At 59.0% G+C, this 21331-nt stretch carries 18 protein-coding genes; 9 read left to right on the forward strand and 9 right to left on the reverse strand.

Annotation, left to right across the window (positions count from 1 at the left end):
* Positions 1-73 precede the first annotated feature (73 nt).
* The 6 genes from FJ988_RS15480 to FJ988_RS15505 form a co-directional block, all read right to left on the reverse strand.
* On the reverse strand, positions 74-1192 hold the full coding sequence (locus FJ988_RS15480; protein ID WP_140819140.1) for a hypothetical protein: 1119 nt from the start codon (positions 1190-1192) through the stop codon (positions 74-76).
* Positions 1192-2307 (reverse strand): caspase family protein, encoded by a 1116-nt coding sequence (locus FJ988_RS15485; RefSeq protein ID WP_140819143.1) that lies wholly within the window; start codon positions 2305-2307, stop codon positions 1192-1194. The genes FJ988_RS15480 and FJ988_RS15485 overlap by 1 nt, the downstream gene beginning before the upstream one ends.
* Before the next feature lie 407 nt (positions 2308-2714).
* Positions 2715-4235, reverse strand: coding sequence for a hypothetical protein (locus FJ988_RS15490; RefSeq protein ID WP_140819145.1), 1521 nt, complete (start codon positions 4233-4235; stop codon positions 2715-2717).
* A 149-nt stretch (positions 4236-4384) separates the two neighbouring features.
* On the reverse strand, positions 4385-4804 hold the full coding sequence (locus FJ988_RS15495; protein WP_140819147.1) for a hypothetical protein: 420 nt from the start codon (positions 4802-4804) through the stop codon (positions 4385-4387).
* A gap of 5 nt (positions 4805-4809) precedes the next feature.
* Positions 4810-6219, reverse strand: a complete 1410-nt coding sequence (locus FJ988_RS15500) for a radical SAM/SPASM domain-containing protein (RefSeq protein ID WP_140819149.1) — start codon at positions 6217-6219, stop codon at positions 4810-4812.
* A complete protein-coding gene (locus tag FJ988_RS15505; protein ID WP_140819151.1) occupies positions 6216-6416 on the reverse strand; it encodes a hypothetical protein in 201 nt (66 codons plus the stop codon). Before FJ988_RS15505 ends, FJ988_RS15500 begins: the two co-directional genes overlap by 4 nt.
* A gap of 334 nt (positions 6417-6750) precedes the next feature.
* Here FJ988_RS15505 and FJ988_RS15510 point away from each other — a divergent pair, with 334 nt between their 5' ends.
* From FJ988_RS15510 to FJ988_RS15520, 3 genes are all read left to right on the forward strand, one after another.
* Entirely contained in the window at positions 6751-9072 is a 2322-nt protein-coding gene (locus FJ988_RS15510; protein WP_140819153.1) for an AAA family ATPase, read from the forward strand.
* Positions 9069-9977, forward strand: coding sequence for a hypothetical protein (locus FJ988_RS15515; protein ID WP_140819155.1), 909 nt, complete (start codon positions 9069-9071; stop codon positions 9975-9977). Before FJ988_RS15510 ends, FJ988_RS15515 begins: the two co-directional genes overlap by 4 nt.
* A gap of 363 nt (positions 9978-10340) precedes the next feature.
* A complete protein-coding gene (locus FJ988_RS15520) occupies positions 10341-10682 on the forward strand; it encodes a hypothetical protein (RefSeq protein WP_140819157.1) in 342 nt (113 codons plus the stop codon).
* A 105-nt stretch (positions 10683-10787) separates the two neighbouring features.
* Here the strand turns inward: FJ988_RS15520 and FJ988_RS31185 are convergent, their stop codons facing one another.
* A complete protein-coding gene (locus FJ988_RS31185) occupies positions 10788-11192 on the reverse strand; it encodes a hypothetical protein (RefSeq protein WP_246688556.1) in 405 nt (134 codons plus the stop codon).
* 76 nt (positions 11193-11268) lie between these two features.
* Here FJ988_RS31185 and FJ988_RS31190 point away from each other — a divergent pair, with 76 nt between their 5' ends.
* Entirely contained in the window at positions 11269-11949 is a 681-nt protein-coding gene (locus tag FJ988_RS31190) for a hypothetical protein (RefSeq protein ID WP_246688557.1), read from the forward strand.
* A gap of 270 nt (positions 11950-12219) precedes the next feature.
* Here the strand turns inward: FJ988_RS31190 and FJ988_RS15530 are convergent, their stop codons facing one another.
* Together FJ988_RS15530 and FJ988_RS15535 are read right to left on the reverse strand one after the other, a co-directional pair.
* Entirely contained in the window at positions 12220-14115 is a 1896-nt protein-coding gene (locus FJ988_RS15530) for a hypothetical protein (RefSeq protein WP_246688558.1), read from the reverse strand.
* Positions 14112-15272, reverse strand: a complete 1161-nt coding sequence (locus FJ988_RS15535) for a DUF2235 domain-containing protein (protein WP_140819161.1) — start codon at positions 15270-15272, stop codon at positions 14112-14114. Before FJ988_RS15535 ends, FJ988_RS15530 begins: the two co-directional genes overlap by 4 nt.
* Positions 15273-15483: 211 nt before the next feature.
* Here FJ988_RS15535 and FJ988_RS15540 point away from each other — a divergent pair, with 211 nt between their 5' ends.
* From FJ988_RS15540 to FJ988_RS15560, 5 genes are all read left to right on the forward strand, one after another.
* The gene (locus tag FJ988_RS15540; RefSeq protein WP_140819163.1) at positions 15484-16038 is read left to right on the forward strand and encodes a hypothetical protein; all 555 of its coding nucleotides are present in this window, start codon (positions 15484-15486) and stop codon (positions 16036-16038) included.
* A gap of 259 nt (positions 16039-16297) precedes the next feature.
* Positions 16298-17620, forward strand: a complete 1323-nt coding sequence (locus FJ988_RS15545; RefSeq protein ID WP_210242764.1) for a tyrosinase family protein — start codon at positions 16298-16300, stop codon at positions 17618-17620.
* Positions 17617-18342, forward strand: coding sequence for a hypothetical protein (locus FJ988_RS15550; RefSeq protein ID WP_140819165.1), 726 nt, complete (start codon positions 17617-17619; stop codon positions 18340-18342). Before FJ988_RS15545 ends, FJ988_RS15550 begins: the two co-directional genes overlap by 4 nt.
* Entirely contained in the window at positions 18342-19433 is a 1092-nt protein-coding gene (locus tag FJ988_RS15555; RefSeq protein ID WP_140819167.1) for an SCO family protein, read from the forward strand. The genes FJ988_RS15550 and FJ988_RS15555 overlap by 1 nt, the downstream gene beginning before the upstream one ends.
* Before the next feature lie 56 nt (positions 19434-19489).
* Positions 19490-21331, forward strand: coding sequence for a hypothetical protein (locus FJ988_RS15560; RefSeq protein ID WP_140819169.1), 1842 nt, complete (start codon positions 19490-19492; stop codon positions 21329-21331).

Below are 21331 nucleotides of genomic sequence, written 5' to 3' on the forward strand. Positions count from 1 at the left end.
ATGTTTTCATTGGCAGCGGGAGCGGACAGGTCAGCTGTAGGTTGAGCCTCGACACGGCTGCTAAAGTGATTGGTCAGCTCAACAGCGAAGTTTTTTTTTGAGCCAAGGCGTCGTGCCAGCCTTTACCCACCATGGGGGCCTCGCCGGCATATGTTGCGATCTGACCGCCAATATAGGATTTGCCAAGCCAATCAGCTACCGACGCTAGATCATCGTCTACCTGTGGATCTGAAGCAGAGCTCCGTGCAACTTGCCGCAACGCGTCAAAACGAAGATCGAGCCAGCGGAGCGTTTCTCCATAAACGACGCGCTCTTTCGCCAGCACGGCGACGGCCTTCAGAATGTTATCGACCATGAGGCTTGATTTTTTGCCGGGCGCTATCGACGCCAGCTCGATCAAAACGACCAGGAGAGAGGCGTCCGGTTCAGGCACCCTACTCGACCCCAGCAACTCGAGTACGCGCGGACCGTAGACCGGCAGAAACTCGCTGAATGACAGCACGGCGTGGGCGGAGGCCGCAATCCAGGCGGCCGGAAGTTCAGGCAGATCGCCACTCTCGATTTCGCCCAACAACCTGGCGGCGACCACCCTGCCTGCCGCCGATACCTGGTGCTCCATGAAGCCCCAGAATGCGCCCGGCAGATCCGTGTCGACGATTGCGCGCGGAACAGCTTCGCTCCCGAGCGGCGACGGCAAAATATCGATGTAGAACCGATCGGCGTTCGGTACATAAGCGACTGTCTTGTCGAGCCGCCTGACAACTGCCACGCTTGATTGCTCACCATCAAGCGGGACAGGTTCGTTCAGCACAAACAGCGGGCCACTGGACACCGATGCATCGTCTGTATGGGTGGTCCAGAGTTCGAGCTTGCTTATGCTTTTGACCGCCTCAGGGACAGACGATGCATTGTCGAAAACGGTCGATGCCCACGCTCTTGATCTGCCACCAACGCGTTTGATGAGCGCGTCGTAGAAAGATATTCCGTTACCCGTTCGCAGCTTTCCATCCCACGCCCGACCGCCCGGCGTTTGGATGCGAACCTGAGGAGCGTTCCTCAGCCACTCCGGCGCGTCTTTCCCGTTCTCGACGAGCGCCTGCATCCACTCGCCACTGTTCGAATATGCGGTGACGAACAGCGGGGGTGCCCCGGATGCATCCCTGCCGACTTCTTCTCTTGAAATGACTGCCATTAGCTCAAGACATCCTCGTAGAGGCGAACAACGGGATGGAAAATGTCCAGCTCGGTTTCCCAGCCCCCGTTGTCGAACGAGAAGCTGTGCGGTTTTCTGACAAGTCTGAACTCGTAGGGCGCTGTCATTGTCTCGGCATCGAACGTGTGCGTGACACCTGAAGGTCTCGCTTGGCAGAGAGCTGAACTGGGACGTCCGCGCGCTATGACGTCCACGGCGCTCATCGCATGCTCGGTGAAGAGAATTGCTCTCTCGTCAGCGCTGCGTGGGCCCTCGGGACGTCCAGCCGGTATTCCCTGATGCCGGCTCCAGCGATTCACAAGATGCTTCGCGGCTTCAACGATGCCGGGCGCCGTAATAGGCATCCGGTTGCTGGCTTCAAACCTTGCTCCGAACCCATCCAGCGCAGCCATGAAAGCACGCGTGCCAAGCGCCTGCTTATCGCACCCCGCTTTCCTCGTCTGCGGCTTGGGGTCACGGAGCCAGTAGGTACTGGAATTCATTTCGGTCGAGGTGAACACATAGGCACGTTCGGGCGCCCATAAATCATAAGAGTCGCCATCCTCTATCCCGGAGTACTCGCGCTCTTCTCCTTGAGTACGACAGGCATCTAGGAAGCAATACACGGAGCGGTCCCTTAAGCGGTCGTTGATGTAGCCTAGCGTTCGCGTCCAGTTCAGGGCAGGCTGCCTATCTTCCGAGTTATCAGCTTCGCAGCACAATGTTGTCATTGCGCCGCCTCGGCTCCTTTCGTTGCCGTGCCCGATCCAGTGCAAGAAACCGACCGCGCCCTCAGTTTGCTCAATCGTTTTGACCCATTTGCGCATGACGCGCCTAACATTGGCAAAATTTGGCGAGTCCACCGCCTTCACCGTTCCGTCGCCGGTGATGTAGGTGGAACCATCAGGGTCAGATGCCAGCACGTCGATCGTCGCCAATGACTGGTTTGCCGGATAGTGTCTGCGTTTGGACTTCCAAAAATCGACCAGTTCCTGCGTGAACTCGGAGGCTCCGCCAAGATTCAGAGATTTTTCGAAGTACTTACCGACAATGATAATCAACACATGGACAGGAATTTGCCCAGCCGCAGTCGGGCGATCCACAAGATTTGTCATCACACTACTGCTTGGCGAGGCGCTCGGAGGAACCAGGGGCGATAGAATCTGCTACCCCGCCACGCGGGACCGTCATACGCTAGTCACATTGCACGACGCGGTAAAGCTGTTTCGCAGACCAGTAACCGAATCGACTATGAGAATACATTGTTTGCGAGTCGCGGCAATCAGTAAGACCGCTTTTCAGCTTGTTTCGAACGCAAAACGGCACTTACGGGTCGCTCTGTCGTGCGCAGCATTGTCCGCCCGAAACCAGGTGTTTTGACAGCCGGCGTATCGGAAAAGGGGAACGCCCGCGCCAGACCAGAGAGATGGCTTGAACCGCCATGGCGCTCCTGGTTTCAATTCGTCACGAAACGCAGCGTCGATTGACGCAGCAGGTCATCGGTCTGGCGACCCGTCGGCTACTATCGGTCGAACTTGCGAATAGCAGACACGCGGATCTCTCGCAGTTCCTGCAAGCGGTCATGACCACACTTGCAGCGCGTCGATAGCCAGAGGCCTTGCGCGGTGGACCTACGGCATGCTGTGCAGTGCGCCAGAAGCAGCGGCACCAAGGTGACAACCGATATGGCGCCGATCACAAACAGGACAGGTGCTTGGAGTGAGAATTCGCGCAGGCTCAGTACGATGAACGCGCACACGACGATCATACCGCCGAAAACCTGCATCCAGATCGTAGCCCATCGGGGCCTATCGGTTCCGAACGCGGCCAAGCCTGCCGCGGTGAGATAGCCCAAGCCGCACAACAAGAGGGTGAGCCCGATAACGATGTTCACGCCACCCGTGGCAAGCCCGGCCACGACCCTCTCGACAATTTCTCGAACGGTACGGCCGCTGCGCAGGCCTGATGAAAATTCCAGCACGAGACGCGGGACTTGGGTGGCCGCTGCCGCGATGACCGCATACAGCAAAAACCAGATCGCGCTTCGACGGCGCATGAGCAGGCTAAGCCCGAATCGGACGAAGTCAGCGCTCAGCGCGAGATAAAGCAGAAGGCCCGAGATTGCGGTCAGGCCGATGTTCCAGAGTTCTTCATCGATTTCCAAGTAGGTCCGCCAGCCGGCGGTCAACAACAGGATGAGAGGCTGCAGACCGGCTACCAGCCCTGGATAGAGAATTGCTGAAACAAGCAGCACATCGGATTGCTCGAGAACCCGCAAGCGCGCCCGGGCGGAGGGGTGCAAGGTCCAGAAACTGATCCATCCATCCGCCCATGAGCGCCGCGCGGGCATCGCCTTGAAGTGGCGCACCAAAGCAGCGGATTGGGCGAGTTGGGAGCCACGCAGGTCATGCGCGTGCTCGCGCCGGACAACGTAGAAATACGGATAGGTGAAGACGACCGCCGAACTCAGGGCCAAGACGATGAACTGGGAAAATAAGCCGATGTAGATTGTCTTATCGAACACCGGGTTGAAACCCCAGTTGGGAACCGCCGAACCCAGCCCGGTACGGTCGATGAAGCCCAACCCAATTAGGAAAACAAAGAGGAGCCATGACAGGATCAGGAAGTGAAGTGCCACTAGACGTCGCACGAAGACTTCGACGCCGGTTCCCTTGAGCTCGAGATGCGAAACTTCGTGACCCAGTTGAGCCTCGAACCGATCAGGGTCTGCGGACGCCTGGCTCCGCTGCTGAAGTCCAACCACGACGGCTGAGTCGAAACCCCGCCAGTCTTGTCGTGACTCGAGCGCCAAAGCATTCCTTGGGGTGTAGCGAAGCATTGGCGGCCCGTTCAGCGTGCTGTTTGAGGTGACGTTTGCGAGCAGTGCCCGAATGCCATCGAACGACGCGTCTGTCGCATCCTTCTCCAGGGCGCGGTTTGCCTTTGTCGTAGATGCCCATCGCCAGATGGAAAGGCCGGAAAGAACAACTGAACCGCCCAGCCCCAGCACAATCGAAGTCAAAACGACATTGTCCTCAATCACGTCGCCCGCGTATCGCAGCAAATAGCCTTGCCACAGCCGCGCCAGGAAAAAGTACTGCAGTACGGCTAGGACAGTTATGACGATCGCTGCCGGCAGCTCTGATAGGCCTGCTCTGCCAAGAAGCTTAACCGGATGTGCAGGCCCCGCATTCACTTGGACGGCTGGACCCTGGCGAAGAGATTGCCGAACCCTGCGATCAGGACAGCTTTCTGATCCGACGAGAATTTGCTTTTGACAATCGCCAGCTCGATTTCCGACTTGAGGCGCGTGCTCTCATCTTCGGTCGCCGTCCGGCCGAGAACCTTGTCGAGCAGAGCCCCACTGGCTCTTTGGGCCTGATCCTTCGCGACGTTACCGAAAAAGCCTAGCAGAAAAGGAATAACAAGGGCCGCGAAGGAAGCGACCTCGGCACCGCCAATGAATTTCCCCTCGTCCTGGGGGCGCGCCTTGTGCCAGTTATCGACGATATCGTCGAAACCCTCCTCGACGACAAACGCGTCCTCCGGCTCGACGATCATCACCAGATCGACGGCCCTGCGCCGCATGTCTTCGTTGCCGATCTTATCCATACAGTCTAACCTCTGAATTGGTCGACGGCCGTCAAGGCGAAACCGGGAACCAGCGACAGGTCAAGCGAAGCTGCTAAGCGGCGCGGAAGCATCACCCGCCAGAATTCGCTCTGCTGCTCCAGTTGCGCAGTGTCGCACTCCATGTGCAGCTTCGGACACGAGCCCCAGCAGAGTGGCAGGAAGCTGCATCGCGAACAGCTCGGCGCGCGCGTCGGGTCGAAGCCATCCCAGAACTGAAGCTCGTGGAGGGCGCTCTCGGTATGCGCTCGACCCAGCTGACCGACATTGCGGTGCGGTTCGGTCACCTGCAGACCGCAACTGTAGAGGTTGCCGTCAGCACCGATGACGATCGAGTCCTCCGCAATCGCTGCGCATACCGATTCCCGCGGGCTCGGATAACTGTCGAGCGACGCGCTTTTGTCGAGCTTGCCATCCGGCACGTGGGGGCGGACCCGGTTACGGACTTCCTCAAACTCGGCGAACGTGAATTCGACCTTGCGCAGGAAATCGACCTCAGTGGAATAGGGTGTCAGCTTGGCGAGCTGCAGCTGTGCCTTATTCTCAGGCGCAAACCAACCCCGGGCCAGTCCCAATTCGGCAAACTCGGTAGCTTCCTCGGCGTTCTGGCGACTTAGGTTGAAACGGATATCGACTGAGATATGAGGCGCGAGCTGATCGACAAGCGCACACGCAGCATCGAACTGGTTAACATTTTCCCGTGACACCGTTCTGTGCCTACGCGTCTTGTTATGGCTTCGTGACATTCCGTCGAATGTGATCTGCAGCCGTTCGATATGGTGAGTCTTTACAAACGACAGCGCATCCTCGGGCCACAACGTCCCGTTGGTCAGTATCGACGCACTGTAGGAAACGTCCAGCTCATGACATGCATCCTGAATTGCTACTGATGCCTTCTCGAGAAAGTCCCGGTTAAGCATCGGCTCGCCGCCGTACCAGTCGACGTGAAGCGTGCGCTTGTGCGATTGGGCGAAGATTGCCCGGATGTGGTCGACAATCTGGTCGATACGCCCATTCTGCAGCTGGGAGGCATCACGCTTCTGAAAGCAGTAGAAGCAACCCAGATTGCAATCATTGGTCGTTGTGATCGTGACGATGACCGGCGCCTCGATTTTCGCATGGAGGTATTGGCCTCTGATCTCAAGAAGCTCGTCGAAACCCGTTTCGACGAGAAACCCACCACGCTGCAAACGATCTCTGGTCCTCTCTGCGATGTCCTCGGCCGCCACTCTGGCAGGATAACGGCATAAAGCATCCAGGAACTCTCGCGGCGCATCTGAAGCATAACGCAGCGACGCGCCGGTACGGGCATTGTACAGCAGAAACCCCGAGGCGAGCGGCAGGCAAAAATTGTAGCGTGATGTCTGGAGATAGGTGCCGTCTCCGGCACCCGTCATTTGGCTTCAACCACCGCGACACAGTAGGTGCTGGAATACCCACAAAGGGTACCGAGAACCATCTTCGGCGTGTCAGGCGTGATGTAGACTGCGTCGAGCTCGATGAGCTCCACCTTGGTGCCGGCACGGACCTTAATGGTCGGCTCGGCATCGGGGGAGACGATCAGCGAGATTTTTGTCGAAGGCGTGTCCGGCATGCTCTTCTCCCTAGCGCTGAAAATCCGAAGTAACCGTCTCAGTCTATCAGCAAAAGATACCTCCGCAAGCCAGTAAGCAAGGGCCACCTTCTCGCGCGCAGATATTTTTCAATTGCGGCGCCGGATCTTACCTTTAGCGTCGAAGTGCGCCGCAGATCAGGAAGTTGATTGCCTACCTCAGTTCGCCCATCCGGGACAAATGCCCATCTGTGCGATTGTGGCTGCGCGTTGCAGAGCCGCGATGCACTTCGGCACATTGTGCGCACGTGATGTACGTAGTTTCCGATGCTGAAAGACGCTCGGTTATGGTAAGTGTACTGTAGAGGAGAGCGAGATGCGCTTCGTTGATCGGAGTACAATCAGTCCCCCCGCAATTCTTTCGTCCTCCGAGGCTGAATCGCTTCGTCAGGATTTGCGCGACTATGCGACATCCTCCGTGGGCCAGTCTTCGCAGAGACGAGCACCCACCAACCGAGCTTTCTTGGAGCGATCAGAGCTGCAGGAATCCCTCAATGACCTTTTCGAGGGGCGTTGCGCATATTGTGAGAGCCAAGTTGAAGGCGGCGGCCTCGCGCCGCTTGAGCCACACCGGCCCCTTGAGTTTGCCCAATCGTCCGACGGAACGACCGACCAGTTTTACTATACCTGGCTGACTTACGATTGGGACAACATGTTGTGGGCTTGCCACCGGTGCAAGCGCCACAAGGAGAATCGCTTCTTCGTCGAAGGTGAAAGGGGTTACCTCGGGGAGTCGGTGGCGAAACTTCGGGAGAACGAGAATGCGTTGCTGCTCGATCCTTGCTTCGACGACCCGGCGACACATCTAGAATTCCTGCCCGATGGTAAGGTCACAGGGTTGACCCCTCAAGGTCACTCGACAATCAAAATGCTGGCGCTCGATCGCGAAGAGCTGACCTCTGCACGAAGCAAAGCGGTGGGGGAAGCTTTGGCCCGACTGAGCAGCGATCCCGAAAGCCTCGCAGCACGCGCGACCGGCGCAAGTCACTTGTGGTCCCGTGTCGTGGTTAAGGATGTCGCATATCCGGGTGCCACAACCATCGCTCTGCTGCGGGCAGCACGCGACATTCACGAAGGAGACCTGCAGACTTTTATTTCGTTGATCGCTGCGATGCCGCCGGCGGAAAGGCAATCGCTGCTGAATAGCTTGCTCGATGCAAAGATCACGCTGGATGCCGCATGGCCGCCCGAGATCCAAGCGGCAACGTCTCGTTCCAAGCATCGTGTCACTCGACTGAATGACATGCCAGCAGGACGGCTGCCAATCGGCGCTGTCGCGATCTCCAACTTCAGGGGCCTAAGGGAACTGAACGTAGAGTTGCCGCAGATCTCGGCCGAGACCTCGGACGCGCCGCCTTGCATGATCCTTCTTGGCGAGAATGCAACGGGCAAGAGCTCGGTCCTGGAAGCGATAGCGCTCGCGTTGCTGGGGGCACAGGGAGCGGCCGAGCTGGACCTGCTGTTGCGCGAGGACAAAATTTCTCCTCAGGGCCTGATCCATCGGCCCGACCCCGAGGCATGGGAAGTGGTCTCAACCGAGCCTCTCAAGATCGACATCAGCTACGTAGCAAGCCCTTTTCGATCGAGGCTTTCCGGCCCTGGGTCCGCGCAACTCTTCGATGGGACGCACGGGCCGTCCAAGATCGTTCTGGCCTACGGTCCACGCCGCTTCTTCCCCCGGAAGGCGACACGTCGATACCGCGCGCCGGCCTACCGGGTACGATCTTTGTTCGACCCGATGGCGACGATACCCAATCCGTCGGATTGGCTGTTGACGTGCCCTCCATCCGTCTTCGACGCGGCCGCCCGCGCTTTGCGCGAGATCCTGATGCTGCGGCCTGAAGATTACTTCCAACGCGAAGACGGTCGGATCGTCATCGAGACGGCCGCCGGTCGGGTACGCCTGGAAGAAATGTCGGTCGGGTACAAATCCGTGATCGCGATGGCGACAGACATCATGCGCGAGTTGATGGCGCACTACGACAACCTCGAATACGCCGCCGCTACCGTTCTGATCGACGAGATCGAAACCCACCTTCATCCGCGCTGGAAAATGCAGATCATGGGCCGGCTGCGTCGGGCCTTTCCGCGAGTACAGTTCATTGTCACCACGCACGACCCGTTGTGCCTACGTGGTATGCATGACGGAGAGGTGTTCGTGTTGCGGCGTCGCGAGAAGGATCATCAGATCGAGCGTGTGCTCGACGTCCCGGCCATCCGCGGCATGCGGGCCGAGCAGATCCTCACCTCGGAATTTTTCGGGTTGGGTTCGACCGACCCAGAGACTGATTCGAAGCTCGCGGTCTATCACAATCTGGCCGGGCGTATTGGAAGCCATCAGCCGGAGGAAGAGCGACAGTTCAAGCGGCTCCGCGAGGAACTGCAGCGCGACATGGTCATTGGCGACACGCTGCAGGAGCAAGCCGTGGCAGAGGCGCTCAAGCAAGTCGTCACTGACAGTGCGGTGACCCCGCAAAAGCCTGTCTTCCCTACGCGGCGCCTGATTATCGACAGTGCGCTTGAGGTGTTGCGCGCGACACCGCAACTGGGTGCAATGACAGCTGTCGCTGCATCAGATGAGGCGAGCGTTGCCGGACGCCTTGGAAGTGAGTCGGGCCAGGCGGAGCAAGAGGGATGATCCGGATATCGCGTCCGGCAAACCCGCCTCCCCCGCTTGACCTCGCCAATCCGGACAGCGCGGCGTCAAGAGAGCGCAAGAAGATTCTCGAGCATATCGCTGCTCACGGAGCGCCACCGCGCGGAAAGAACACGTTCACCGCCTACAAGAACACTACCATCCGTGACGCTTTGCGCGATCTCTTCCACAACAAATGCGCCTACTGCGAAAGCCGGATCGCAGGTGCCTATGATGGTGATGTCGAACACTATCGACCAAAGGGGAAGGTAACGGACGCTGAGAAGGCTGGTGTCACACATCCAGGCTACTGGTGGCTCGGAATGAGATGGGAAAACCTAGTGTTGGGATGCGCTCACTGCAATCAGACGCGCCATCAGATCATCTTCCAGGACGGCATGTCGGAAGCGCAAGCCCGGGCACTGATCGAGGCTGGGGTCACAATCCTCGTCGGAAAGCTCGACGCGTTTCCAACCGAGGACTCCAAATGGGTGGTGCTGCATACAGGTGACGTTGCAACGGAAAAGCCACTTCTGCTCGATCCAACAAGCGTCGATCCGATGGCACATTTGGAATGGGTGGTGAATGGCGATCTTTCGACGGTTCGACCGCGCAACGGCAGCGTCGTCGGCCGGACGTCGATCGAAATATTTGGGCTTAATCGGAGGCGGCTAACCGAGGACAGGATGTACCACCTGCGCAGCCTCAAACGGCGCGGCAACGAGGTTGTGCGACTGCTTAATCAAGCGACATCTGCACCGGATGATGCCGTAGCCCATGCAAATCAGGCCGCTGCCCTCAACCAGATCGAACTTCTCAAGCAGGACTGTGCCGACGACCAACCATTCGCTGCGCTGGCGCGGGCTTACGTCGCCGACCTGATCCGAACCATCGACAGCATGCGCTAGGATTTCGTCAGCCGGATTTCAGGTTCAGCGCGCGACGGAGCGTGGCGATGTGATGCGGTATCACGCCTCCAGGTTTCCAATTGCTCGGGAACATCCAGTACTTCGTGTGACTGAAGAATGGCACTCGAGTGCGCGGTACCGGGTCTCCGTCTTTATCCCTCTCCGGCAAAACAGCGAACTCTTTGATGCCGGATAGCTCTCGGCCTCCCACGTCCAGACCGAACTGCGAACCGACCCGGCCCGAAATGATGTCGCCCCAGAGAATCCTCTTGTGTGGCGAGTAGAGGTTCGTCCATCGCGTATAGGCGAAAAGGGCGGCGTGATGGGGTATGCGCGGTGCCGTGCGACCCTGTGCCGTACGGTATGAAAAAGGACGGCAGCGGAACCCGCAGCCTTCGTCCAACCCAGACCATAACGCCGCTTGCCGAGCGCCTTAAGATCGAGCCGGAGACGACCTATTCCAAAGGCCAGGAAGATGCTGCAGGCGCGGTCATCGCCGGTAACAGCGTTCCTACTCTTGTGTGTTGGCAGCACGAATCCATCCCTCGTCTGGCGGCCGAGATTGTCCAGTCATCCGATATCGCGCCCGACCAGTGGGGCGATGATGATTACGACAGCATATGGATCCTCGCTGCTGCGGACGGCGGGAGGCAGTGGACTTTCACGCTCGAATTGCAGCGTTTGCTGACTGGAGACAGGTCGTGACTGACTGAGAAGCTGCGGGGTGACCGGAATATCAAACAACTGGGGAGGAAGACCATGGCACGAAAGCCGACCGTTGCTCAGCCCAAGAACCTAAACGCTTCGACCTCATACTCGCGCGAGCGATACGCGCACCCTTTCTACCTTCCGTCCGATCCTTCCGCCCGTCGGCCGACGAGCGGTGGTTTCACGCGGATGACGCAGTGGAGCAAAGAGCAACTGGGTCCCGTGCCCAAGGTCAAAGGCGCCGGTGTCATCAATCTGGTCGATATCATTGGAACGGACGGCGTTGCCGAAGTTGAGCAACTCGGTGAAATACGGTTCCATGCGCTGGGCGACAGCGGTGTAAACCACGCAGAGGAGGCGGAAAGGGTCGCCGAGGATATGGCGACCGACTACAAGGCAGGGGCGGGATCCATGAACCCCTGCTTTCTCTTCCACTTGGGAGACGTTATCTACGGGCCGGGCAAGCAAGATCACTATGGCGAGCGATTTTACCGACCCTACCGGCATTATCCTGGGAAAATCCTCGCCATTCCGGGCAATCACGATGGCGAAACCAAATCAGCCGCCGACAACCCTTCGTTGAATGCGTTTCTTGCGAATTTCTGCGCGGAAACAGCTGCCGTCCCGCACCAAGCCGCTTCCAGCGGCATCTACCGCGTCGATGATGCAACCCGGCGTCTATTGGATGCTCGATACACCGTTTCTGAGGATCATCGGCCTCTATTCGAACTGCCTCGAGAACCCGGGATTCCTGGAAGGGGATGGCGGGATGGATACCTCTCAACTCGACTGGCTCGAGGCCACCTTGAATTCGATCGCGATCGACAAAGCCAAAAAAGCGCTCGTCATCGCCACCCATCATCCGTCCTACAGTTCCGCCGGCCATTCAGGCAGTTCCGAAATGAACCAAAGCATCGATTTGATTTGTCAGAAAGTCGGCCTTTATCCGGACGCTTTCCTGTCCGGCCACGCGCACAACTATCAACGCTATACGCGCCGTATCGGCGGCAAGCAGATCCCCTATCTGGTGATCGGAACAGGAGGTATTGCTCCGCAGAGAGTTCCAGAGGCAAGCGGCCAGCCTGTCGACGACGGTTTTGGAACCACCTATGACGCGGCGCTCGCCTCGTATGGCTGTTTGTATGTCACGGCCTCGGCCAACAACTTGAAGTTTGAGTTCTGGCCACTTGCGGATGGCGAGCGCAACCAAGCGTATGATCCCATCGCGGTCGATCTCGCGACACATGTGGTGAGCCGAGCATAGGCCCGATATTGGCGGCAACCGACTTCAGCAACTGTCGGAATGCGCTGTAGAGACCAAGGACCTGCGTTCGAGATGCGTGGCGTCAGCAAGTGCCGCGCAGGAAGCAACCGAGGCCGGCCGATGGCTGGCAATCCGCGATACCTATCATTCAGCTGGTAGGTCGTATTGCGCCGCACCCACAGTGCGTGGATTCCGGGCAGATAGGCTTTGCCACGGCGGTACTTTCGAGGGGCGATGAACTGAGCACGCCATTTCGGGCAGACAAACAAATCAGGGGCCGACATCACCGTCGCCGATGACGGCGAATTCCGCCCCCAGCGAAAAGCAGTCCGCGCGCGCCCCCAACAGGAGCGCATCGAGTTGCTGCACCCTGCGAACATCGGCATCGGTCCTGTTGCCCTTGTCCATTTTCTTGCGGACGCGATCCAGCAGTGCTTGACGAACACGCGGTTGCAGGACGACCACTTTCGTTCTCAGGTTGGAACCCAAGCGGCCAAGCATTTTTAGGAGGCCATCTCTATTTTTTTGCCGCACTCCGTTGTGCCAAACGGCGTCTTTCAGGACCCCGCCAGCGTTTGCCCTGAGCTTTTCGAGCAGCAAGCCGCGGTCGATGTGGCGCAGATTCTTGACAGCCTGTCCGACAACCACTTCGTAGTCCGAAACCGAGATATCTCGACCCTTCTTTTCGGAACCGCTGCCCTTGGCGTGAATGAGGGTCAGCAGCGGTGGATTGGCCTGATCGTCGATATGGATAAAATCCGCCGATTCCCCGGCACCATCGTCGCAAACAAGCCAGCCTGTTTGCTTGCCCCGATCCTTCAAATTCGGCCAGTGCCTTGCGATCAAACCAAACAGCGACCTGTCGTCAGCATTGCCAGTCGTCTCAACCGCGAAACGCTTTCCATCCAACGGCTTCTCCTGCCAGAACTTGGTATCGTCGGTCGCCATCGAAACCCATTCCCAGTCGGTGAAGCGAGCATCTCGAAACCTGATCTCGTAGACGTGACCGCGCGAGAAGGTGTAGCCGGTATCAAAATAAACCGTGACGTTATCGGCATCTCGGCAGATTCTCAGGATCTCGGCTTCGCGTTCTTCACCGCCAAAGCCGCTCAACTTACGGATTCTCGTTCGAACTTCGCGCGGACCCTGCTCGAATTCGTAAGCCAGGCGGCCAAGCTTCTGATCCCCCCAATACACGTCAGCCTCAAAGTCCGGGCTTCCTGCGGTCGCGGCTACGTCGAACCGCGCCGCATCGCCGAACTGCTGAAGCCACCGGGACCCATCTGCGGTAGCGTCTTCATCACCGTCATGAACCTGTTCAGGTACGATGAGGGCGACATCGTATGGCCGCTCGACGCCCGCCAGGCTGGTCAGGGGAGAGGCGACAACCGGAATAGGAGTTTCAGAACGTGAGGCATCGTGCATGTAGTTGGCGGCGCGGCGCAGAACCAAGTTGACGCTGGTCGTGAACTCGTCCCACGACCTTGTCGGACCAATCCATATCCTGCCCGCGCTCGGGCTTGCGCCGACAACGGTGTTGCCGAGGTCGTCAGACAACTTGACGGTGCTTCGGACGGAACTGAAAAAATAGCTTTGATCCCCGAGTGGATCGAGCGACGATTCAAGCTCGGTTCCGGAAAGGATTTTTGAGTCTGGCTTGATGGTGGTTCGCCGATGTGTACCGGTGAGCCAAAGCGTGCGGACGCGGCTTTCGACAAACGCCTTGTTGATCTCGATTGGCGCAAGGCGGGTGATCACCGACAGTGGGCCGCCCGATGCGCGTGCGATCCTCTTTGCGATGGCGCTTCTGAGCCCGTTGTCCGAGAATGCCAGCGCATAAAGCGCATCGCGCTTGACCACTACAATCAGATGATTGTTGAGGTCCCTGATGTCTCCGGCGACAAGCCAGCCGGGGGCGCGTTCCTCGACATAGGTTGTCCAGGCAATTGTCGTCCCGCCAGCTTCGGTCATGGTTCCCACCGTGTCGGGGAACGTCAGACTTCCTTGTTCTGCGAACTCTTTAGCGACGTCGCGAATGGCAGCAAGCAACGCCTGCGGCGCCGCAGCGGTCCCACCCAGGCCCTTGTAAAGGGAAACGGACACGTAAGGTGCGCATTGTTCCTTGGAAACGGGCATCGCGGAAAGAACAGGAACTGCGGGCGTCATTTCACAATCTCGTATCTGTGGGGCAGATTTTGCGGCAGATAGGTCTTCACCAGGGTCATGCGGTCAAGGACCGACTGGTGGATCCGTGCACCCTCTGGAATGAGTCGCGGCTCGTAGCGCGGCAGATAGAAACCAAGAATTGAATGGCGCCCCGGCCACTCGCGCCGCTTTTCGCTTTTGGGTAGCCACTCAAGAATACGCCAGGCGCCGGTTGCCGACGGATGCAGAGGGGCGCCGACGTCGGGGGCTACATACCTGTGTTCGCCTCCTTTTGTCGGTTGTCCATCGACGAGGTGATCGACCATCACCGCATTCGCCCTCAACCCGCTTAAACAGGCCTCATCGATCATCCATCGCAGCGGAAATTTCGACAGGCCGCTCTCCTCTTCCCTGAAGCCGCCGCCAACATCTGAATGACAGCCGGCAAACCAGACCTCGGTGGCATCCTGTTTTGGAGGGTCCGACGTCGCAAAACGATCCGGTTGATACACTTGACCCTCCTTCCAGATCTGCAATCGAAACATCCGTCGGCATTCATCAATGGCGATCGCCTGGCGAAATGTCTCGACGCTGGGGTTCTGGAGTGTATAGGGAAGCGTCTGCAGGCTTGGGATATAGAAGCGATCCGGGCGCGGCACGATAACGGATGCAACCGTATCCCACACACCAACAAATCGAATAGGCACGGCCCTCCCGCCGACAATCCGGCGAAAATACCAGGCCACCGAGAGATCCTGGTTGTCCATGGCGGCGCGCTTGTATGCGGCAAAGGCATATCCGACATAATTCAGCTGATCAGGTCGCAGGAGGCCCAGCAGGAACATGAACCCGGCGAGCACCCGCACACTGTAGGCGCCACGGCTAAAGCCGAAGAGGAATATGCTGTCACCTTCGACGTAGTGGGTCGCCAGGAAGCGATATGCCTCAAGCACGTCGCTGTCTAGGCCGTATCCCGTAGCTAGGCCCAGGACACCTCTTGTATCCTGGCTGATCCGGCCCCAGGTCGCGGTTTGGCCCAGGGTACCAACGCCGGGGTCGTAATAGACGATCTGACCCCCGTTTTTCTCAAGCATCCTGTAGAGCTTGAGCACGTTCGACATGTTAACGCCGATCTCGTTGCCTGTGCCGTCACAACAGACAACGATATTTTTCGGCAATGCTGACACCCCTCGTAGACTCAAAGAAATTGTAGCAAAGATCGGTTGAAGTGCAATTCGCTCATTTCAGAAATCTATCCGCCGAAAACGAAGAAGGAGCGACCTGCAGGGAGCGTGGCCGGGACCACACCACCCGATGAGGCCCTTCTCGACCTGAAGAGCGCGGCTGCAGGACTGGACGGCCGAGTATCGGCAGGATAGATACGGGGCGTTGGCGGTTGTTTGGGGGGCTATCAATATGCGATACTGTCCGTATGGGCCGTTTGAACTTACGCGCTCGGACGACAATTTCCTCTTTTTGGAGGAGCGCGAGCGGGCGGTCTTCTGGTCGGAGGTCGAGGACGAGATCCCGGGGCTCGCCGATGCATGCGGATGCTACGTGTTTGCACTTCAATCTGGGCGAGCAGCCGTTCCCTGGTACGTCGGAAAGGCCGAGCGTCAAACCTTCAGGCAGGAATGCCTCACCGATGACAAGGTGCGCAAATTCAACAGCGTGCTTGCGAGCAGGAAGCGCGGCCGCCCATATCTTTATCTCTACGCGCGAACCGGCGTTTCATCGTTCTCCAGGCCAACGCGGGCAAAGCACCACGACATCCGATACCTGGAACGAATGCTCATTACGTTCGCCCTGGACCGTAACGCATGGCTGATCAACAAGCAGGAAACCAAGATGCTGCGCAACATGGTGGTTCCAGGGTTGATGAACTCGCCTCCCGGCAGAATTAGTGATGCGGCCAAGGAACTGCAATCCGTGTTGGGATATTGACCCGGTACAGGCTCATTCAAAAGCGCCAGAACCACTCTCTGACTACAGTTCGGGAAGTCGGAGAAACCTGCCAGGAGAGGACGGCGTAACCAAGCTGGCGCGAGCTGCCATAAATCTTTCCAGTTTACGAATTGCCGCTGGGCGGATGGTCATTTTACGGAGTAAGTTGTTCCTGTACCCAGCAACATATGCTACTGTGGTGTTCATACTTAAAGAATACAGTCCCGTGCAACTTTTCCCTTGACGAGGGGTTTATTCTATGCGGGCCATCATAGATATCGAGAGCGCCGATAGTAGCGGTCGGTGTTTTCTGACATGGGCGCCGGTCAAGGCAACAGTTCGGCTTGAAGACGCGGATCGGAATGTGCCGGCGCATCGCGTCAAGCTTCGCAACTCCGGATCAAATGGCGGCGGCCGTCTGGTCTTATCTCGATCATTCACCCAGTCTGATGATGCTGAGCTCAGCCTCCCAATTGCCTCGGACGGCAGTCCTCAGACCATCTGGGTAGCGGGGGCGTTTCTTTCTCCCAGCACCGACTATGGTGATGCAGCAATCGAAGCCGTCACTGACGCGGGAGAAGTCATTGGCAGCCGAAACGCTATGGTCCGCGTTCGCAAGGATGCCACCAAGCTGACGCCTGCCGAACGCGACCGGTTCCTGGAGGCGCTGGCTGCCCTCAACGACGCTGGCGCGGGGCCATTCCGCGCGTTTCGCGATATGCATGTACGCGAGTCGTCGCTTGAGGCTCACGGGGCAGCTGGGTTTTTGCCGTGGCATCGTGCCTATGTGCTCGACCTGGAGCGATCCCTGCAAGCCATCGATCCGACGGTTGCCCTACCCTATTGGCGTTTCGACGAGGCTGCCCCATCGATTTTCGCGGCGGAGTTCCTTGGATCGCCCTCGTCTGAACCCGGCGCTCCCGATATCGTCGTTTTCCCACCTGGCCACCCGCTAGAGTTCTGGACCACGGACGGTATGATTGGCATTTCGCGGCGCCCGCGCTGGGACACTACACAGCCGCCGACCACACCGGCCACGCTGCCGGGCGGGTCGATACCTGCGGTCCTGTCGGAACAGGATACATTCGCGCTTGGCGGCGCTGGCGCTCTCTATGCCGCCTTCCGCCAGATGGAGGCCTCGCCGCACGGCGCAGCTCATGTGCGTTTCGACGGACCAATCAACTCGGTGCCGACGGCTGCCAGGGATCCGCTGTTTTTCCTGTTGCACACCAATGTCGACCGGCTCTGGGCGCGCTGGCAGTGGCTGAACCGGCGCAGCAACGCCGACGATCCCAGTTCCTACTCCGTCTTCGGCTCCACGCGACCGGACGGCGGCGGCAATATCGGTCATCGGCTCGGCGACACCATGTGGCCCTGGAATCAGGACAGGAACCCGCCCAGGCCAAGCTTCGTGCCACCGAGGCCGGGGTTCCCGCCGTCACCTTTCGCGACCATGCCGGGGACGCCTAGCCCCCGTGTTGGCGACATGATCGACTTCCATGGGATCTACAGCGGTCGAAGCCTTGGCTTCAGTTATGATGACGTCCCGTTTGAACTCGAGACGGTGGAGGCAGTCGCATGAAAATCCGGGAATACCGTCGCGAGGTCGAAGCCGAGCTCCAAAGGTATGCAAGGAATGCATCAACCCGCAGGTCCTTGGACACAGGGCGAACGTTGCATGGCCCGGAGGCCTGGGACGCGGCACTTACGATTTTGCGCGATCACGCAGCAGCCGAGGAACAACGCATCGGCGCCCTCTACGAGTTGCAGGCAGGCGCTTTCGACGTCGTCAAGTTTGCGCCTTTCTCGCCCGCTTTCGTGGCCGCCCTTCAGGAAATCGCGCCAGCTCGGGACGAGCCCGACGCGTTACGCCGAAGCGCAATCGACTATCTTTCCAACGCCGGCGACGAGATCGCCAGTCGTGTGCTTATTGCAGGGCTTGAGGGAGCCGAGCCTGCCGTGGTGGCGCCCGCGGCCGCTCTGGAGATGCTTGCGCGCCACGACCATGGTGCGGCCACGCGACTTGCGCATCAGATCCTGGATGGCACCAATCCTCCGCAACTGAGGGAACAGGCGGCAAGGGTGCTTGGATCCGACCCGCAGGCAGCCGACAGGTTGGAAAGCCTGATAAGGGACCCGAATGAGGATCCGCAGGTGCGCCGGGCTGGCGCAATCGCCTTGCGGGCACTGAGGCCTGGAGCATTCAAGGCCGCGGCCCGAAGCGTGCTCGACACCGATGCCGGCACCGATATCGGATCGACGATAAACCGGGGGCTTCGCAATCTTGCAGACGAGGACAAGTGATGCTGCCCGCACTGGACGGTCCGCTCAATCCGGACGATCTGATCGCCATGCTGAGCGAGGGGCATTCCATCTATTGCGGTCGCGGCTCGGCGGAAGCGGAGAACCTGCGTGCACATGTGATGGTGCGAGCGGCAAAGGTTGGCATCGCCGACCGGATCGTGGATTACGCCATGGCTGATCTGGAAACAGCCCGCTCCGCGATCTCACTTGCGGCCGCAGCCATGGTGTTGCGAGAGGCAGGAACAGCGCCTGCGGGCGGGCTGACGTTGCTCGCCGCCGCGCATCGGCGCCTGAGTGTCGGGGACCGGCTGGTGGATCTGGTCAACTTTCCACCCGGCCCTGGCGGCGTAAGCGCCTCTGGCGAGATTTCGCGCACGCTCGATGAACTGACCGGACGCGCCCGATCACCGGCACCGACACTGAATTCCAGTTGCTGCTGCGGGCCGGACCTTGCAGAGGAAGCGGTCGCGCAATTGCCGGATCTGGTGCGGCTCGGATCTTTGCCGATCGAGACGCAGGATGGTCTGCAAGGAACGCTGGGAAACGTTCTGGGTAACGGCGCGGGTCTCCTCGCCTTCTTCTATACCAGGTGCATGAACCCTTTGCGGTGCTCACACACAGTAAGCCAACTCGGCGAACTGGCTCGATCGCTGACGGGACGCTTCGGCGCGGAGCAAGTGCGGCTGTTAGGTATCACCTACGACCCAGCTTACGACACGGCCGGGCGATTGCTGGCTTATGGACGTGATCGATCCGTCCCCTTCGGCGCCGGTTGCCAATTGCTGCGGACGGTGGATGCCTTTGCGCCTGTCGCGGAGGCACTTCAGCTAGGCGTCGGGTACGGTCCGGCAACCGTCAACCAGCATCGCCTGGAGTGGATCGTCTTCGCGCCGGGCCTGCGCGCGGTCCGCGTTGGCAGAGGCAGTCACTGGGGAACGGCGGCCATGGCGGACGATCTGCTGTTGCTGGCAAACGGCCAGGGCTCCGAACCGTCTGCGCCCGGAAGGTTTCCGTTAGCTCCCCCGGAGCCCTCGATTTCAAACATCGACCGGCTCGGACAAACCTCAAACGGCATGACCCGGGTGGAATAATTGACATTGATGAAAAGCGTTGGGTTGTCACTTTAGCTTCATGTGGAGTTTCAATCATGCAGCCGATTGCCTGGCCTTCCACACGACCACTCAAGATTTATGCGACCGATCCCACGAAGGGTTACGAGGAAGCGCTAAAGATAACCATCGCGGTCGAGAACGAAGAGCTGAAAGCGGGCCCGATCGGTGAACGTCTTGAAGTCGTCGACTATGATGGAAACGCAAAGACGTTTTACGATGCTGTCAACCTGGATGACCCCGCCATTTTGATGCAGGGCGGCCTGGATCCGTCGGAGGCCGACCCTCGCTTTCACCAGCAGATGGTATATGCGGTAGCCTCACGAACTCTATCGAACTTTGACCGTGCCCTCGGCCGCCGCATAGATCTGGCCAGGGGACCGAGACGGACGCGGCTGCGGTTGTTGCCGCATGCGTTCAGGGGTCGCAATGCGTTTTACGACAGCAAGCTTCACGCCGTGCTGTTTGGGTATTTCAACGCGGATGCCGATGCGGGCACCAACATTCCGGCACAGAAGATCTATACGTGTCTGAGCCACGACATCATCGCCCACGAGATGACGCATGCGATCGTCGACCGTTTGAGGCGCTATTTCCTTGAGCCGACGAATGCCGACGTACTGGCCTTTCACGAGGGTTTTTCCGACATCGTCGCGCTGTTCCAGCATTTTTCGTTTCCGGATCTGGTCGACCGCGAGATACAGCGGCGACGTGGCGACTTGCAGCAACCGACTGTTTTGATCGAGCTTGCGCAACAGTTCGGTTTTGCCACCGGCCGAGGAAGATCCTTGCGCTCGGCGCTCGGTGATCCGTCGGCGACACTTGCTGGAACAACAGAAGTGCATGACCGTGGCGCCATCCTGGTAGCCGCGGTCTTTGATGGGTTCTTCCAGACGTATCGAACCAGGATTCGTGATCTGGTGCGGATTGCGACTGGCGGAAGCGGTGAGTTGCCGGCGGGAGACCTTCAGCCCGATCTTGCCAGGCTTGTCGCCCAGGAGGCTTCCAGGACCGCGCAACGTCAACTCGATATGTGCATCAGGGCCTTCGACTATCTCCCTCCCGTCGACATAACGTTCGGAGACTATCTGCGGGCGTTGGTGACCGCTGATTTCGATCTGAACCCCGATGATCCATGGGGGCAGCGTTCGGCGCTGATCGAGGGGTTCCGCCGTCGTGGCATCTATCCTGAAGGCGTGACATCGCTGGCCGAAGAGTCGCTGCGCTGGCCAACCGTTACAAATCTCCCGCCATTGACCGACAGCCTACAGGATCTGCTGCCTAAACTCCTCAGGGTCGAAGCGGATCGCTTTTCGCAGCGGACACGTGAAACCGAAGTCACACGCCCCAGCCGACCCGGTCTCTCCGCGCCGGAAGAAGACGCCGAGGAGGCTGTCCAGCCGCCGCAAGGAGCGGAAATTTCGAAGAGGCTGGCCTGGGCCCTCAGTTCATACGCAAAAGCCAACGCTTTACAGCTTCTTCTCAATCCCAACCTTAAGATTGCGGTATCGGGCTTCAACGCAGTCTTCCGCGTGGCCTCCAGCGGCAGATTGCTGATCGAGCTCGTCGCCCAGTTCGTGCAAACCGATCGCAGCTCGGAGGTGGACGCTCTGCTGGGAATCCCGATCGAGAAGCGCGGTGGCACGACGATCATTGTCGGCGTGGATGGCACTGTGCGTTACGCCATTGCAAAGCCGCTCCCGAATCCCGAACTGCCACAGCCGGCGAACGGGGCAGCAATCGCGCGTCTCGAGAGGCAAAAGAGCTTCATCGCACAGTTCGACGCACATGACCCGTTGTTCCCCTATATGTCACCGGACGAGCTGAAAGCGCGCATGGATGCCCGCATGAACCTGCGCGGATTGCACGGGGGCTATTGA

It is taken from the genome of Mesorhizobium sp. CU3 (genome assembly GCF_006442965.1).
In the GTDB taxonomy this organism is placed as follows: domain Bacteria; phylum Pseudomonadota; class Alphaproteobacteria; order Rhizobiales; family Rhizobiaceae; genus Mesorhizobium.

What these genes read in the sequence shown, in the direction of transcription:
- FJ988_RS15480 (WP_140819140.1), bottom strand. Translation starts at nt 1,192, where the DNA reads ATGGCAGTCATTTCAAGAGAAGAAGTCGGCAGGGATGCATCCGGGGCA.
- FJ988_RS15485 (WP_140819143.1), bottom strand. Translation starts at nt 2,307, where the DNA reads ATGACAAATCTTGTGGATCGCCCGACTGCGGCTGGGCAAATTCCTGTC.
- FJ988_RS15495 (WP_140819147.1), bottom strand. Translation starts at nt 4,804, where the DNA reads ATGGATAAGATCGGCAACGAAGACATGCGGCGCAGGGCCGTCGATCTG.
- FJ988_RS15500 (WP_140819149.1), bottom strand. Translation starts at nt 6,219, where the DNA reads ATGACGGGTGCCGGAGACGGCACCTATCTCCAGACATCACGCTACAAT.
- FJ988_RS15505 (WP_140819151.1), bottom strand. Translation starts at nt 6,416, where the DNA reads ATGCCGGACACGCCTTCGACAAAAATCTCGCTGATCGTCTCCCCCGAT.
- FJ988_RS15510 (WP_140819153.1), top strand. Translation starts at nt 6,751, where the DNA reads ATGCGCTTCGTTGATCGGAGTACAATCAGTCCCCCCGCAATTCTTTCG.
- FJ988_RS15515 (WP_140819155.1), top strand. Translation starts at nt 9,069, where the DNA reads ATGATCCGGATATCGCGTCCGGCAAACCCGCCTCCCCCGCTTGACCTC.
- FJ988_RS15520 (WP_140819157.1), top strand. Translation starts at nt 10,341, where the DNA reads ATGAAAAAGGACGGCAGCGGAACCCGCAGCCTTCGTCCAACCCAGACC.
- FJ988_RS31185 (WP_246688556.1), bottom strand. Translation starts at nt 11,192, where the DNA reads ATGCCGGTAGGGTCGGTAAAATCGCTCGCCATAGTGATCTTGCTTGCC.
- FJ988_RS31190 (WP_246688557.1), top strand. Translation starts at nt 11,269, where the DNA reads ATGCGTTTCTTGCGAATTTCTGCGCGGAAACAGCTGCCGTCCCGCACC.
- FJ988_RS15530 (WP_246688558.1), bottom strand. Translation starts at nt 14,115, where the DNA reads ATGACGCCCGCAGTTCCTGTTCTTTCCGCGATGCCCGTTTCCAAGGAA.
- FJ988_RS15545 (WP_210242764.1), top strand. Translation starts at nt 16,298, where the DNA reads ATGCGGGCCATCATAGATATCGAGAGCGCCGATAGTAGCGGTCGGTGT.
- FJ988_RS15550 (WP_140819165.1), top strand. Translation starts at nt 17,617, where the DNA reads ATGAAAATCCGGGAATACCGTCGCGAGGTCGAAGCCGAGCTCCAAAGG.
- FJ988_RS15555 (WP_140819167.1), top strand. Translation starts at nt 18,342, where the DNA reads ATGCTGCCCGCACTGGACGGTCCGCTCAATCCGGACGATCTGATCGCC.
- FJ988_RS15560 (WP_140819169.1), top strand. Translation starts at nt 19,490, where the DNA reads ATGCAGCCGATTGCCTGGCCTTCCACACGACCACTCAAGATTTATGCG.